Raw genomic sequence first — 15,035 nt, forward strand, 5'->3', positions numbered from 1 at the left:
GGGAATAGGATGATTCGGTTTGGTTTAAATTTTCTTGGTCTATTATTAGTGGTTATTGTTAATGCATTAGCTAATACTTTGCCGCTAAACGGACAGACTACGGGCGAAATTTCTAATAGGTTAAATGTGTTATTTACACCTGCAGGCTATGTATTTAGTATTTGGGGACTCATTTACTTATTACTCTTTATCTGGGTGCTCAGACAGCTGCCGAAGAACCGAAGAAATCTTCCTCTTTACCAATCTACTAGTGGACTTTTTCTGCTTACCTGTATGTTAAATATCCTGTGGATTTTTTTATGGCATTATGAGTACTTTTTCTATACCGTTTTAGTCATGATTGCTTTTTTGATTACACTTATTTTTCTATATAAAAAAGTAAAAAGCTTTCACCCTCTAAAGATAGATGTAATCCCTATATCCATCTATTTGGGATGGGTGAGTGTGGCATTGATTGCAAATATTAGCTATTATCTGGTTTATATTCAATGGAATGGCTGGGGAATATCACAAATTGTGTGGACCGTTATTATGCTATGGGTCGCTGCATTACTGGCGGGGATTTTTTATATTAAAGAAAAAGACACTTATTATGTCTTGGTATTTATATGGGCTTTGATTGGAATTGGTGTAAAAAATCAAGATTCCTTTCCTAGTGTAAGTTACGTTTCTTACGTACTATCAATAGCATTACTAATTTTTCTATGGGTCAATAAAGGAAAAAGCTCTACTTGAGAGGTAGAGCTTTTTAAGCTAGTCTTCAAGTGATTTTTCTAAATCTTTATCAACAATAAAAACCTCAATTCTTTCTCCAATCTTTGTACTAATATCACTATGACTAGATAAGACCTTACATTTTGTAAATTCTTCTACTATTTTTTCAAAATCATGACTATACATTTCACGTAAGACTTGTCTCATTTGCTTTACTAGTTTTCTGCCTGTGTCGTGGGTTACAAGATGCTTCTCCTCGGTGGTTAATACGCCTTTGAAGCGTGTTATGACCATGTCCTGTACGATGTATGTTTTTGCTTCCTGTGGACCACGTCCAAGTAATTCTCTCTGAAATTTAATAAATGCTGAGCTGATTTCAGCCTCTAGTTTCCTCTTAGAATTAGCCATCCCCAAAACCCCCGGATCTATTTACATATTTCTATCTAAATCATGAACATTATATTACTTGCAATTTATATAATGTCAATAGTAAAAAAAATAGGCATTAAAAGTAAAATAAAGAGAAAAAATGAGAAATTAAGAGATAATTAATGAAAAACCAAAAAAAACCTATAAATTCAGCGGAATATTACATAAAATTGGCTGTTTACAAATACTAATTAACGAAATAGAATAACAGCATAAGTAAATAGACGGCTTAATCCTGATTTATTCAGGAACGGAGGAACCAATTTTTTGGGGTTAATTCTGGGGAACCAGAAGGGATGAGAAACTCTTTCGCCATCCTACCCGTCAGCTAACTTCGTCGGCTAAAGCGAAGGAGGTCTAAAGACCACCTTATTCAGGGGGCTTTTTTGTTTTTAAGCAAGAGGGCAGCCTGAGAAACTAAGTAGGTCTTTTTATTATGCCTATTTTTAGAAAAAGTAAACTGGAAGACAGGACGCAAAGGAAGCCTTACAGGCTTGCTGGGCGCTAAGTAGACCATGCATACTTTTTCTCCAATATGATCAATTATGACAAGAATCCTTTACAGGAATATCTCTTTTTGAGGTGTTTCTATTCTGGTTCTTGGTCTCAATTGCTCAACTGGGGAAGGAGTACGTATGGTCTATTTTTTATGCTTTCATATGGTGATGTTTTGTAAATGTCACTGGATGAATAATCAAAAAAGGGGGGGATTTAAATGCTAGATATTCTAATGGTAGCTGCCATTTTTGGTTTGGGAGCAGTAATGCTGGGACTTGTTCGTTGGGCTGATTCTGTAATTCAGAAAGGGAGTGTTAAGTAATGCTAGTTTTTATAGGAATCATTACATCTGTTTTGTTTGTGTATCTTGGATATGTACTTATTCATCCTGAAAAATTTTAATTGAAATAAATAAAAACTTGATTTCAAGTGGAGGGAAATACATTGACTACCGCACTATTATCCGTGGGGATTACCTTAATCCTCGTCTTATTACTTGCAAAACCGATGGGGGGCTATTTAGCTACTGCATTCGATTATAACAAAACAAAATTGGATCGCATTTTTGGCTTTGAGAAGTTGATCTACCGTATTTCTGGAATCAAAACAAAGGATCAAACTTGGAAGCAGTATGCAATCGCCGCCATTTGTTCGAATACTGTGATGATTTTACTAGTTTACGTGTTTTTTCGGATTCAAGGAAATTTACCGCTGAATCCAAGTGGAATTAAAGCAATGGAACAAACCCTATCGTTTAATACCGCAATTAGCTTTATGACCAATACTAATTTACAGCACTACAGTGGGGAAAGCGGATTATCCTATTTAGCGCAGATGGTAGCAATAGGCCTAATGATGTTTACTTCTCCGGGGACAGCACTAGCTGTCATCATTGCTTTTATTCGTGGATTAGCTGGTAAGCCTTTAGGGAATTTTTATGTAGATCTAATACGCTCTATATTCCGGGTGCTTCTACCAATTTCATTTATTTCAGCACTAGCATTTCTTTTCTTAGGAGTACCACAAACATTAGATCCGACCGTAACGGCTAAAACGATTGCTGGTGCAGAGCAGCAAATCGCACGCGGGCCGGTGGCGTCATTTTTAGCGATTAAAGAATTGGGGAATAACGGAGGCGGCTTTTTCGGGGTAAACTCAGCGCATCCTTTTGAAAATCCAAACGCAATTAGTAACCTGATTCAAATTTTACTTATGTTGTTAATTGGTACGGCTACTCCATTTGCTTATGGGAAAATGGTAGGGAATGCCAAGCAAAGCCGAGTGTTGTTCATCTCTATGTTCATGATGTTTCTTATTATGCTGGGTGTTTCACTAACTTATGAATACCAAGGAAACCCTGCATTAAATGCATTAGGTGTTCAACATGAACAAGGTACCATGGAAGGAAAGGAAGTACGTTTTGGCGTTGCCCAATCAGCTCTATATTCAACTGTTACAACTGCTTCAGAAACCGGAGCGGTCAATACGATGCATGACACCCTTACACCAATTGGCGGACTAGTAACAATTTCAAACATGATGTTGAATACCATTTTTGGTGGAATTGGCGCAGGCTTCCTAAACGTTTTAATGTACGCCATGATTGGAGTGTTTTTATGCGGGCTTATGGTTGGACGGACACCAGAATTCTTAGGGAAGAAGATTGAAGGTAAAGAGATGATTTTGATTGCTGTCACTCTTTTAGTTCATCCTATTCTGATTTTGGTACCGACGGCATTGGCAGTCGTGCTGCATCCAGACACCATTTCTAATCCAGGCTTCCATGGTTTAACACAGGCCATGTATGAATATACTTCGTCAGCTGCCAATAATGGATCAGGGTTCGAAGGTTTAGGAGATAATACTCCATTTTGGAATATCTCAACAGGTATTGTGATGTTCCTTGGTCGATATATTTCATTTGTCACCTTGCTTGCCGTTGTGGGTTCTTTAGCGGCGAAAAAGCCAGTTCCGGAAACAGTTGGCACATTCCGTACAGATACTGCCTTGTTCGGAGGAGTGTTTATTGGGACCGTTATTTTAATTGGTGCCCTTACTTTCTTCCCTGGTCTTGTCCTTGGACCGATTGCTGAACATTTGACATTAAAATAATTAATGGAGTTTCCTTTGGAGGAGTAAACCATGAGTCATCAGAAAAAAACAATGATCAATTCAGATATAGTCAAACAAGCGTTAAAAGAATCATTTATTAAGCTAGACCCTAGAGTAATGGTTCGAAACCCAATTATGTTTGTGGTTGAGGTAGGATTTATTATCACTTTGCTATTTACATTTTTTCCTGGTGCTTTAGGAGGGGATGTTTCCCCTTGGTTTAATGCAACGGTGTCTATTATTCTACTACTTACCGTTTTATTCGCAAATTTTGCAGAAGCGTTAGCAGAGGGACGCGGGAAAGCACAGGCAGATTCTTTAAAGAATACTAAAAAAGAGAGTATTGCAAAAAAAATCGTGAATGGAAAGATTATGAACGTTTCGTCAACAGATCTTCGTAAAGGAGATATCGTCATTGTGTCTCAGGGGGAGCTAATTCCTGGGGACGGTGAAGTCATTCAAGGAATTGCTTCTGTAGATGAATCTGCAATTACTGGGGAGTCTGCTCCAGTGATCAAAGAAGCAGGTGGTGATTTTAGTTCTATAACAGATGGAACTCGTGTTGTAAGTGACGAAATCAAGGTGCGTATTTCCAGTGAACCAGGAGAATCCTTCCTAGATCGTATGATTTCCTTAGTTGAAGGAGCGCAGAGACAAAAGACGCCTAACGAAATCGCTTTGAACACAGTACTAACAAGCTTGACGTTGATTTTCATGATTGTTGTTGTAACACTTCCATTTTTCGCTAAGTATTTAGAGATCAAACTTGAGATTCCTGTCTTAATTGCCCTATTGGTATGTTTGATTCCAACCACTATAGGTGGCTTATTGTCAGCAATCGGGATCGCCGGGATGGACCGGGTTACTCAATTCAATGTCATTGCTATGTCTGGTAAAGCGGTGGAAGCTTCAGGAGATATAAATACAATTATTCTAGATAAAACAGGTACGATTACGTTCGGAAACCGGATGGCAAGTGAATTTACTCCTGTTGGAAATCACAAGGTGGAGGAGCTTGCTTCTTGGGCAGCGATCAGCTCAGTTAAGGATGAAACTCCAGAAGGGCGTTCGGTTTTAGAGTTAATGAAGAAATTAAACTTCACATATAATGATTCTCTAACCGATAACAGTGATTTCATTGAATTCAGAGCCGAGACCAGAATGAGCGGTCTAACTTTAAATGACGGCCGTAAAGTTAGAAAAGGAGCAGTTGACGCAGTCAAGCAATGGGTAATCGAACAAGGCGGAAAAATTCCTCAAGATCTACAGGAAAAATCCAACCGGATCGCTTCTGAAGGAGGAACCCCGTTAGCGGTTGCGGTTGATCAAGTAATCTATGGACTTATTTATCTTAAAGATACCGTAAAACCAGGAATGAAAGAGCGGTTTGATCAGCTTCGTAAAATGGGAATTAAGACCATCATGTGTACAGGAGACAACCCGCTGACAGCGGCTACGATTGCGAGAGAAGCAGGAGTTGATGATTTCATTGCAGAGGCCAAGCCGGAAGACAAGATTTCCGCGATACGAAAAGAACAAGGTGAAGGTAAGCTGGTCGCGATGACCGGTGATGGAACCAACGATGCGCCTGCCCTTGCTCAAGCGGATGTTGGCTTAGCAATGAATAGTGGAACGATGGCAGCGAAAGAAGCCGCCAACATGGTCGACTTGGATTCCGATCCTACCAAGATTATTGAAGTCGTTTCAATTGGTAAGCAATTACTAATGACCCGCGGGGCACTCACTACTTTTAGTATTGCGAACGACGTTGCCAAGTATTTTGCGATTATTCCAGCGATGTTTATGCTGGCGATTCCTGACTTAAGTGTGCTGAACATTATGCATCTTGGTTCACCAACTTCAGCGATTCTTTCAGCCTTGATTTTCAATGCTATCATTATACCAATGCTGATTCCATTAGCGATGAAAGGAGTCACATATAAGCCGATGGGGTCTGCAGATTTGCTTCGCCGAAACCTCTTCGTCTATGGTTTAGGTGGTGTAGTGGTTCCGTTTATTGGAATAAAGTTAATCGATATTGTTGTTAATCTATTTATTTAGTTCCCATATTAAATGTTCGGGGAAGGAAGAAAAAATATGTTATCGAATATAATGAAGAACACTATACTTAGTCTTTTACTAATGGTCATTTTGGGATTGGGTTATCATCTTCTGGTTACTGGAATCGCGAATATGATAGCTCCTGAGAAAGCGAACGGAAGTCTTCTATACGATGAAAAAGGGCAAGTGGTAGGATCTACACTAATCGGACAAAAATTTGATGACCCGAAACTTTTTCAAGGCAGGGTTTCCAGCATTGAATACAATGCTGCAAGATCTGGGACGAACAACTATGCTCCATCTAATGAAGATATTATCAAGCGTACGAAAGATTCTGTAGAAAATTGGAAAAAAGAAAATCCTGATGTACCTGTTGACCAAGTACCGATTGATCTTGTAACGAACTCTGGATCAGGGTTGGACCCGCATATCAGCCCAGAAGCCGCGATAGCTCAAATCCCACGTATACAGAAGTTGACAGGAATTGACAAAGGTCAACTAGAAGACTTGGTTGAAAAAAATACTGAAGGGAAAGAACTTGGCTTATTTGGTGAACCGAGAGTCAATGTTTTAAAACTTAACCTAGATTTAAAACAACTATTGGAGAAATAACTCAAACAGGGGAGCAATGTGCTCTCCTGTTTCCCATATCTATGTAAAATAAACGGGGGCTGCAAACATGGGTGAACAATTTAAAAGGAAAAGTCCAGAGGAAATTTTGCAATCCATTTATCAGATGCAGCAAGGCAGACTCAAAATCATCTTGGGTGCGGTTAGCGGAACAGGTAAAACCTATCATATGTTGATGGAGGGTAATAATCTCAAAAAGAATGGGATTGACGTTGTTATTGGTATGATCAGTGCGTCGGAACGTCCTAAGACAACAGAACAAATTGGCTGTTTAGAAATTATTCCTTATATTAATTGGATAGAAAATGGAAAAGAGAAGTACGATTTGGATGTAGATGCTATAATTGCCCGTAATCCTGAAGTGGTTTTAGTAGATGTTCTAACCCATCGAAATCGCCCTGAGGCTCCTAGACCAACTCGTTTCGACGATATTCAATATCTCTTAAAAAAGAAGATAAGCGTGATTACTACTGTTAACATTTATGAACTGGAAGGTATAAGGGGAATTGCAGACAAATTAACGGGTGGAAAAGTAAAGGTGGGCTGCACCGTTCCAGAAGATACACTAGCGTTGGCAGATGAAGTAAAGCTGTTGGACGTTACACCTGAAGTGATCCTCAATAGACTCCAGGAAGGAGAAATCGATCTTCAGCATGAGGAAAAAGGTAAAAGAGATAACCTCTTACATCCCAGTAACCTTGCCGTACTACGTGAATTAGCTCTTCGTTTTTTAGCGGGGGAGGTAAATGAAACGCTTGATGACTATCGAGAGAAGCATGGAATGATTGGTCCATCAGGGGCATCAGAAAAAATTTTAGTTACCGTTCAATATCATTGGAATGGATCCATCCTGATTAGACGGGGACAGCAGATTGCTAAAAGGTTAGGAGGAGATTTACTGGTTGTTTGTTTTGCAAATAAAGAATTAATTAAGAATGAACTAACCTTTAAGCGCTCTATTATGAAACTAGTAGAAAAAGTGGGAGGGGCGTTTGAGGAATTACCGTTAGAACAAGATGAGGTGGCAGATCAAATCGTCCAGTATGCAACCAAGCACAAAGTTACTCGGATTGTCATGGGGCAATCGAAGCAAACACGTTGGGAAGAAATTGTCTATGGTTCCATTATCAATAAAATATTGCGGAAAACGAAAAATATTGATGTTTTTATGGTTGCCGATCGAGCAGAAAAAGCTGGAGAGCGTGTATTACCAGCAAAACAAATAAAAAAAGAGAAAGAAGTGGATCTTTATCGACGTCTTACACCTCAGGAATTAGTAAATGAAATGAATAAACTGAAACGCGGTACGTTAAAGGTATATATTGGGGCCGCACCTGGGGTAGGAAAAACCTACACGATGCTAAGGGAAGCCAATGAATTAAAGAAAAAGGGCATTGGAATTGTCATAGGGTTATTAGAAACACACGGTAGAAAAGAAACAATTGAACAAATTGGGGATTTGGATATCATTCCTCGAAAAATTATTTCCTATAAAGGAACAAAGTTAGAAGAAATGGATACTGAAGCTATTATTAGGCGAAATCCAGAGGTGGTCCTTGTCGATGAGCTAGCACATACCAATGTGCCCGGAAGTAAGTATCATAAACGGTATTCAGATGTAGAGGATATATTGGATTCAGGTATTTCAGTTATCTCAACAATGAATATCCAACATTTAGAAAGTTTAAATGACAGTGTGGAGCAAATTACTGGGGTGAGGGTAAGAGAAACGGTGCCAGATCATATTCTCCGAAAAGCGGATGAAATTGAATTGATTGATATCTCTCCGAAAGCATTACGAGAACGAATGAGGGAAGGACGTATCTACGCTTCTGTAAACGTGGAGCAAGCACTAAATAACTTTTTTAAGACCGGAAATCTTATTGCTCTAAGAGAGCTAGCATTACGTGAAATTGCAGATGATGTTGATGAGCGCTTAGAAGCTTGGGAGAGAAAAAGAACCCTAAGAGGGCCATGGCGACAGGAGGAGGTTATTTTTGTATGCGCCAACTTACGGCCTGACAGTGAAAGGTTGATTCGACGTGGATTTCGCATCGCCTATCGATTAAAAGCCACATGGTATGTATCATATGTAAAAGACCACCATCCTTTAACAGAAGAAGAGGAGCAAGTATTGAATAAAATTCGCAAGCTGACAGAACGACTTGGAGGAAAATTTGAAATTTATGAGGCACAAAATCGGCGTCATGTTTTTAAAAAACTAGTAAGTGAAATGAATGAAAAAAAAGCAACACAAGTAATTATCGGTCAATCTGCTCGTACTCGCTTCGAGGAAATTCTAAAGGGGTCTGTATTCCAGAGATTGTTAAGAGAAGTACGACATTTAGATGTATTAGTGGTAGCAGACCAACAAAAACAATGATAAAAAATACCTTTATCACTTCTTGGGTAAGGCATGAATAAATGCCTTCTTATTTTTTGTAGGACTTAAATGAATCCGTTGGATAAAATAGGGAAAATAGTAGAATCTATACAATAGAAAAAATTTATTAAACGACTTGGTCCACATAAGGAGGGAAAAGCTTTGGGTTCACAGGAGATTATTGCGCTTATCATATTTCTTGTTACATATGCATTAATTATTTCAGAACAAATACATAGGACTACAATTGCAATGCTTGGCGGATTATTCATGGTTGCGCTCGGTATTTTGGATCAAAAAAATGCCCTACACCATATTGATTTCAATACCATTGGGTTATTAGTGGGTATGATGATTATAGTAGGAATCACCGCTCAAACAGGTGTGTTTGAGTACATTGCGGTTTTGTTGTCTCAAAAGGCACAAGGAGCTCCTATCAAAATTTTAGTTGCACTGAGTTTATTTACAGCCGTTGCTTCTGCTTTTCTTGATAATGTAACAACTGTTCTGTTAGTTGTTCCAGTTACTTTAAGTATTACTGCCCAATTAAAAGTAAACCCTATTCCATTTTTAATAGCTGAGATTCTGGCCTCTAATATTGGCGGGACGGCAACCATGATTGGTGATCCACCAAATCTTATGATCGGAAGTGCTGTTCCAGAGTTAACTTTCCTTTCGTTTATTAATAATCTTGCGCCAATAATTGCTATAATATTAATTGTAAATATTTTGCTTTTAGTAATGATTTATAGAAAACATTTAAAGACTTCAGAAGACCTAAAAAATCATTTACTCAGTAAAAATCCTAGAAATGAAATAAAAGATTCTGCATTATTAAGGAAATGTATAATTGTAGTCTTTATTACCATAGGTGGTTTTTTTATTCATCAATTTATACATATAGAAACGGCAACGATTGCTTTAATTGGTGCTTTTATTTTACTGCTATTTACAGGAGACAAATATTTGGTAACGGCGTTAGAAAAAGTAGAATGGACAACCCTATTCTTTTTTATTGGATTATTTGTTATTGTAGGGGGGCTTGTTGAAACAGGGTTAATCGCAGCCCTTGCAAAAAACGCTATGTCTTGGACTGGCGGAGAACTAAAGGCATCGACCTTACTTGTTTTGTGGATGAGTGCAATCATTTCTGCATTTGTTGATAATATCCCTTTTGTTGCGACAATGATTCCTATGATTAAAGAGATGGGACAGTTAGGTATTACTAATTTAGATCCAATTTGGTGGAGTTTGTCGCTAGGAGCTTGCTTAGGCGGAAATGGAACTTTAATAGGCGCAAGTGCGAACCTTGTGGTAGCAGGAATAGCTTCGAAGGAAGGATATCATATAACGTTTTTAAAGTTTTTGTTGATTGGTTTCCCGCTTATGTTGGTATCAATCCTTATATCAATGATTTATGTATATATAAGATATTTAATGTAGAAAAAAATATATATCGCTAATCTAACGATTTTTAAACCGAAAAAATGACGGTCGAATTGCGTTAAATTAGCGTTTCTTTTTTAGTACGGCTGATGTAGCTAATTCTTTCAGTAACAATTTATCATGCAGTTTGGAAAGACAAAGTAGTGCTAGGATGGTACCAGCTAAAGTTAATAGCATATCCCACTGAGCATCCCATACATCACCTTGGTTCCCTAAAAAGTTTTTAGCCGTTTTTCCTCCCTTTCCTATAATAAAACTGATCCATTCAATAATTTCATACATAGCTGAAATGGCGAGAGAAATACTTGTCACAATCCAAAACAAGGTGCCTTTTGATAAAAGGGTTTTCCTTAATAATATTTCTCTGATTACAATGCCAAACATGCCTTTTAAAAAATGTCCAAATCTATCATAGTGATTTCTTTTTAAATCAAAAGTACCTTTTATCCAATTAAAGAAAGGAACCTTTGAATAGGTGTAATGGCCGCCGATAAACATCAAAATAGCCAAAATAGTAATAATGAAGTATGAAAGGATAGTAAGACGAAACTTATTGTATGTTGAAAGTTTGATAATCGAAACGATTATTGCAGGTGTGACTTCTAAAACCCATGACGAATAGCTGGCAGGCTTAATAATTGACCAAATAAAAACAGCGGTCACTGCCAGTAATAATAAACCATGAATCGTCCCAACACCTTTTCCCTTCATATCCTCAATCACTCCTAAGTGAGGTTTTTGTACCTTTTAAAATCTTTTTAAGTAAAAGGAAAATTGTTATTTATTATCTGTTTAAAGTCAATATCTATTCGCATTAAATCAATAAAAATAGGCTGTGATCTTATTACTCAACTTCCTCCCAATACCATCTCAATAAACTTCCGATGAGCTTTCGACAACCATTTGTTTTTATGATAAGAGATTTGCGCATAGAATACTGGATTTTCTGAAGCTGACTCGATTACCTTCATTTTATCTTCTCGCAATAATGCTTCTACACTTAAGGAGGGCATTAAGCTGATTCCTAACCCACTTACAACACACTGTTTCATCGCTTCCATACTATTAAACTCCAAATGATTATGTGAACTAATTCCTTTTCTAATTAAATACCCTTCGAAGAATTTCCTTAATGCACAGCTTTTCGGACTGAAAATAAAACATTCTTTAGTCGCTTCCTCAATGGCTTTTATGGAATGATTTTTTTCCCCAACAAAGACTAAGGACTCTTCAGACCAGACCTTGGTGATTAAATTTGGATCATTTACTTTAGGCTCTAAAGTAATAGCAATATCTATCTCACCGGAATAGAGTCGCTCCCTAAGTGGAAGACAATCATCATTAATAAGTGAAAACGTAACCTCAGGATATAACTTTTTATACTGTGAGAGAACTGTGCCTAACTTGTATACGGTGATCGTTTCGGCTGCACCAATGCGGATTTCACCCTTCAATGTTCTATCATTGGTGGAAATATGTTGAATCTTCGAATAGACCTCTAATAATTCTACAGTATAATGATACAATTCCTCGCCAACCATCGTAAGTTGTATGTGTTTCCCCAGCCGGTCAAATAACGGAAGGCCAATCTCATCCTCCAACTGCTGAATATGAGATGTAATGGAGGCTTGAGAGTACTGAAGTGTTTGTGCGGCCTTTGTAAAGCTATTCAAATCAACAACTGCTTTAAACGTTTGTAATTGACGAATCTCCATGTATGATCCTACCATTCTATTTTATTATCAGAAATTCTAAACTTAAAGTTTAGTTATTTCAGTTTTACTAATGGTAAATTATAACATACAATTCACTTAAGGAGATGATAGATATGAAAAAAATATGTTTACTCTTACCAAATGGATTTGAAGCTGTTGAGGCAAGCGTGTTTACAGATGTGTTTGGCTGGAATAAAGACTTAAGCGATGGGACAACTGAACTCGTGACAGTGGGGACAAGAGCGGAATTGAAATGTACCTGGAATTTAACCGTTAAACCAGAAAGGTTGTTATCGGAGGTTTCTGCTCATGAGTTTGATGCATTAGCCCTACCTGGTGGTTTTGAACAAGCAGGCTTTTATGAGGATGCTTTTCGCTCCGATGTGCTAGAATTTATCCGCGCGTTCGATAAAGAGGGAAAAATCATTGCAGCGATCTGTGTCGGTTCATTAGTGGTTGGAAAAAGCGGTGTTTTACAAGGGCGAAATGCTACGACCTATAATCGGAGTAATAGGAAGCGGCAAGTACAATTAGCAGAAATGGGAGTGAATGTGATTCCGGATCAAAGTATCGTCATCGATAAAAATATTATTACATCGTTCAACCCGGCCACTTCATTCGATGTAGCATTTACCATGCTTGAACTTTTGACGTCAACGGAAAATGCAAACAATGTAAAAAGGCTCATGGGATTTTGTGAATAGATTCATATAAAAATGTGGAGGGGTTATTATGAAAATATCAGCAAACACTGCTTTACTTTTAATCGATGTGCAAAATTATTTTGATGATCCGAAACATGGAAGAAGAAACAATCCAAACGCAGAAGAAAATATGGCCTTATTGTTAAACAAGTGGAGAGAATCAAATCGACCTGTCATTCATGTTCAACACATAAGTAATCCTACTTTGGCACACCATCCTGGGCGAGATATTAAAGAAATCGTTGCACCTCACCCAGAGGAACCTGTCATCGTTAAAAACGTAAACAGTGCCTTTATCGGTACCAACTTGGAAACATACCTAAAAGCATCTGAAATTGAAACACTTGTTATCGTAGGATTAACAACCGATCATTGTGTCTCTACTACAACACGTATGGCAAAAAATCTCGGCTTTACTCCATTCATTGTCTCTGATGCTACCGCTACTTTCGAAAGAGTGAGTTTTGACGGAAAGCTGTACAGTGCTGAAGAAATCCACAACTTGGCTCTCGTCAGCTTGCACGAGGAATTTGCCACAGTTATTGATACGAAAAGTGTCCAAGAATTACTAGATTAATAAAAGATGGTCACGTGTAAATTTGCTCGTGACTTTTTTGGTTTTGGGACATAGGCTGCCTTCATAAAATTTACTGGAGGTGTCTGAAATGAAAAAAAACATAAGAGAACTTGAATGTCTTGTTTGTAATGGAGTGCATTTTCGTAAAGGTTTTTTTGTTGCGGAATATCAAAAATTTGATGAGGATACTAGATGGAATGTTAAATCTGAAGCGAAAATACAATTTTATTTAGAATCTGAAGAGGATAATCCATTAAATAGAATTCCAGAGCCATCAAAAATATTTTCCTATATTTGTGAAGACTGTGGTTTTATCATGAACTTCACCAAAGAAAAGCAGGTGGAAAGTAAAAAGGGAGAGCGGATGAAAAAACAAAGGCAAAAAATGTATGATTGGACTAAATTTAAATAATAGTTAATTCTGAAAGTTCTTACTATGATAATACTGTATATTATTCAAAGACTTTGATATACTTTTATTCAAATAAATAAGAGTATGAGGTAAAAACTACCGTGTCAAAATCTAAAATCCAATTCTGGTTAATTCAAATTTTGCTTATTTTATCGATTATTTTCGTTTCAACCAAGATCTCATTTATGTTTAATCCTATCGGGGTGTTTTTCTCGACGGTGTTCTTTCCCATTCTGATAACTGGGTTTCTTTTTTTTCTATTGAATCCGGTTGTGAATTTTCTGGAACGCAAAAAACTCCCTAGGGTAGCAGCCATATTGGTCATATATGTTGTATTTGGCTGTATTCTTGCATTAGTAATAGGTAGCCTAGTTCCAGCTGTTTCCAAACAGGCAACACAGCTTGCTAATGATCTGCCTGACTTTGCTCATAAGATTACTGATTTTGTTAATGATGTAGTCAAGTCTTCAGAGGTTAAAAACTTTAGAGAGCAGCAGAGTGAAATGATTGATACAGTGCAACAACGTTTAATGGAGTATGCTAATTCACTGCCAAATACACTGACGAACGTAATTATGGGCATTTTTGGCATCGTCACGAATATTGCGATTATCCTTGTCACTGTTCCATTTTTATTATTTTACATGTTTAAGGATGGACAAAAATTTCCGGAAGCCGTATCAAAGTTTATTCCAGCTGGATACCGGGATGATGCTTTAAAAATACTAAAAGAAACTGGAGAGACACTGTCAGCATACATCCAGGGGCAGGTAGTGGTCGCCTTGGCTGTCGGTACTTTAGCCTTTATCGGGTATTTAATCATCGACTTACGCTATGCATTAATTATGGCACTGATTGTAGCTTTCACCAATATTATCCCATATGTAGGACCAATCATTGGTGGTGCGCCAGCCGTACTAGTCGCTTTCTTTGATTCACCAACAAAGGCTTTATTTGTAATCATCGTTATCCTGGTGGCCCAGCAAATAGAAGGGAATTTCCTGTCTCCGATGATTTTAGGTAAATCATTGGATACACACCCGGCTACTATTATCATTATTCTTTTGGCAGCAGGCAATCTTGCTGGGGTACTTGGAATGGTGTTGGCTGTTCCAACCTATGCTGTTTGTAAAGTCATTATCTTGAACTTAGTCAGATTTTTAAGAGCGAGGAAAGCAGCGACTTTTACAGGTGAAGGACCCTTTGTTTAAAACTCAGATTATATTTCCAAAAGAAAAAAGCCTTGAATTTTCAAGGCTTTTTTACGTTCCAAAGAGGCAGAAAGTACAAGACGTATATTAAAAGAAATGATTGGAAATTCTCCTTATTCTTATAGTTTTCTAATAGTGAACTT

At 37.7% G+C, this 15,035-nt stretch carries 14 protein-coding genes and 1 riboswitch; of the genes, 11 read left to right on the forward strand and 3 right to left on the reverse strand.

From position 1 onward, the window contains the following. Positions 1-9: 9 nt before the first annotated feature. The gene (locus AC3A54_RS13710) at positions 10-735 is read left to right on the forward strand and encodes a TspO/MBR family protein (protein WP_487654843.1); all 726 of its coding nucleotides are present in this window, start codon (positions 10-12) and stop codon (positions 733-735) included. Positions 736-753: 18 nt separating this feature from the next. Here the strand turns inward: AC3A54_RS13710 and AC3A54_RS13715 are convergent, their stop codons facing one another. Then, entirely contained in the window at positions 754-1,122 is a 369-nt protein-coding gene (locus AC3A54_RS13715; RefSeq protein ID WP_308080110.1) for a Na-translocating system protein MpsC family protein, read from the reverse strand. Positions 1,123-1,359: 237 nt separating this feature from the next. Continuing rightward, a riboswitch (cyclic di-AMP (ydaO/yuaA leader) is annotated at positions 1,360-1,501 on the forward strand. Between the two features lie 461 nt (positions 1,502-1,962). Here AC3A54_RS13715 and AC3A54_RS13720 point away from each other — a divergent pair. The 6 genes from AC3A54_RS13720 (at position 1,963) to AC3A54_RS13745 (ending at position 10,270) form a co-directional block, all read left to right on the forward strand. Continuing rightward, entirely contained in the window at positions 1,963-2,043 is an 81-nt protein-coding gene (locus AC3A54_RS13720) for a potassium-transporting ATPase subunit F (protein ID WP_487654903.1), read from the forward strand. A 42-nt stretch (positions 2,044-2,085) separates the two neighbouring features. Beyond that, positions 2,086-3,753: a potassium-transporting ATPase subunit KdpA gene (kdpA, locus tag AC3A54_RS13725; protein WP_487654844.1), complete on the forward strand. Its 1,668-nt coding sequence runs from the start codon at positions 2,086-2,088 to the stop codon at positions 3,751-3,753. A 30-nt stretch (positions 3,754-3,783) separates the two neighbouring features. Continuing rightward, positions 3,784-5,814 (forward strand): potassium-transporting ATPase subunit KdpB, encoded by a 2,031-nt coding sequence (gene kdpB / locus AC3A54_RS13730; RefSeq protein WP_487654845.1) that lies wholly within the window; start codon positions 3,784-3,786, stop codon positions 5,812-5,814. A 36-nt stretch (positions 5,815-5,850) separates the two neighbouring features. Continuing rightward, a complete protein-coding gene (gene kdpC, locus AC3A54_RS13735) occupies positions 5,851-6,426 on the forward strand; it encodes a potassium-transporting ATPase subunit KdpC (RefSeq protein ID WP_487654846.1) in 576 nt (191 codons plus the stop codon). A gap of 67 nt (positions 6,427-6,493) precedes the next feature. Next, positions 6,494-8,827: a universal stress protein gene (locus tag AC3A54_RS13740; RefSeq protein WP_487654847.1), complete on the forward strand. Its 2,334-nt coding sequence runs from the start codon at positions 6,494-6,496 to the stop codon at positions 8,825-8,827. A 162-nt stretch (positions 8,828-8,989) separates the two neighbouring features. Next, the gene (locus tag AC3A54_RS13745) at positions 8,990-10,270 is read left to right on the forward strand and encodes an ArsB/NhaD family transporter (protein WP_487654848.1); all 1,281 of its coding nucleotides are present in this window, start codon (positions 8,990-8,992) and stop codon (positions 10,268-10,270) included. A 66-nt stretch (positions 10,271-10,336) separates the two neighbouring features. Here AC3A54_RS13745 and AC3A54_RS13750 read toward each other — a convergent pair whose 3' ends face one another. Together AC3A54_RS13750 and AC3A54_RS13755 are read right to left on the reverse strand one after the other, a co-directional pair. Continuing rightward, a complete protein-coding gene (locus AC3A54_RS13750) occupies positions 10,337-10,984 on the reverse strand; it encodes a DUF2238 domain-containing protein (RefSeq protein WP_487654849.1) in 648 nt (215 codons plus the stop codon). Between the two features lie 137 nt (positions 10,985-11,121). Next, a complete protein-coding gene (locus tag AC3A54_RS13755; protein WP_487654850.1) occupies positions 11,122-11,988 on the reverse strand; it encodes a LysR family transcriptional regulator in 867 nt (288 codons plus the stop codon). Positions 11,989-12,101: 113 nt separating this feature from the next. Here AC3A54_RS13755 and AC3A54_RS13760 point away from each other — a divergent pair, with 113 nt between their 5' ends. From AC3A54_RS13760 to AC3A54_RS13775, 4 genes are all read left to right on the forward strand, one after another. Beyond that, positions 12,102-12,692: a DJ-1/PfpI family protein gene (locus AC3A54_RS13760; protein WP_487654851.1), complete on the forward strand. Its 591-nt coding sequence runs from the start codon at positions 12,102-12,104 to the stop codon at positions 12,690-12,692. Positions 12,693-12,726: 34 nt separating this feature from the next. Next, positions 12,727-13,269 carry a cysteine hydrolase family protein gene (locus AC3A54_RS13765; protein WP_487654904.1) on the forward strand — a complete coding sequence of 181 codons (543 nt, stop codon included), beginning with the start codon at positions 12,727-12,729 and terminating at the stop codon, positions 13,267-13,269. 88 nt (positions 13,270-13,357) lie between these two features. Continuing rightward, on the forward strand, positions 13,358-13,681 hold the full coding sequence (locus AC3A54_RS13770) for a hypothetical protein (RefSeq protein WP_487654852.1): 324 nt from the start codon (positions 13,358-13,360) through the stop codon (positions 13,679-13,681). A gap of 101 nt (positions 13,682-13,782) precedes the next feature. Beyond that, entirely contained in the window at positions 13,783-14,892 is a 1,110-nt protein-coding gene (locus AC3A54_RS13775; protein WP_487654853.1) for an AI-2E family transporter, read from the forward strand. Positions 14,893-15,035: the final 143 nt, after the last annotated feature.

The organism is Neobacillus sp. Soil_C_43, assembly GCF_057656715.1.

What these genes read in the sequence shown, in the direction of transcription:
- AC3A54_RS13710 (WP_487654843.1), top strand. Translation starts at nt 10, where the DNA reads ATGATTCGGTTTGGTTTAAATTTTCTTGGTCTATTATTAGTGGTTATT.
- AC3A54_RS13715 (WP_308080110.1), bottom strand. Translation starts at nt 1,122, where the DNA reads ATGGCTAATTCTAAGAGGAAACTAGAGGCTGAAATCAGCTCAGCATTT.
- AC3A54_RS13720 (WP_487654903.1), top strand. Translation starts at nt 1,963, where the DNA reads ATGCTAGTTTTTATAGGAATCATTACATCTGTTTTGTTTGTGTATCTT.
- kdpB (WP_487654845.1), top strand. Translation starts at nt 3,784, where the DNA reads ATGAGTCATCAGAAAAAAACAATGATCAATTCAGATATAGTCAAACAA.
- kdpC (WP_487654846.1), top strand. Translation starts at nt 5,851, where the DNA reads ATGTTATCGAATATAATGAAGAACACTATACTTAGTCTTTTACTAATG.
- AC3A54_RS13740 (WP_487654847.1), top strand. Translation starts at nt 6,494, where the DNA reads ATGGGTGAACAATTTAAAAGGAAAAGTCCAGAGGAAATTTTGCAATCC.
- AC3A54_RS13750 (WP_487654849.1), bottom strand. Translation starts at nt 10,984, where the DNA reads ATGAAGGGAAAAGGTGTTGGGACGATTCATGGTTTATTATTACTGGCA.
- AC3A54_RS13755 (WP_487654850.1), bottom strand. Translation starts at nt 11,988, where the DNA reads ATGGAGATTCGTCAATTACAAACGTTTAAAGCAGTTGTTGATTTGAAT.
- AC3A54_RS13760 (WP_487654851.1), top strand. Translation starts at nt 12,102, where the DNA reads ATGAAAAAAATATGTTTACTCTTACCAAATGGATTTGAAGCTGTTGAG.
- AC3A54_RS13770 (WP_487654852.1), top strand. Translation starts at nt 13,358, where the DNA reads ATGAAAAAAAACATAAGAGAACTTGAATGTCTTGTTTGTAATGGAGTG.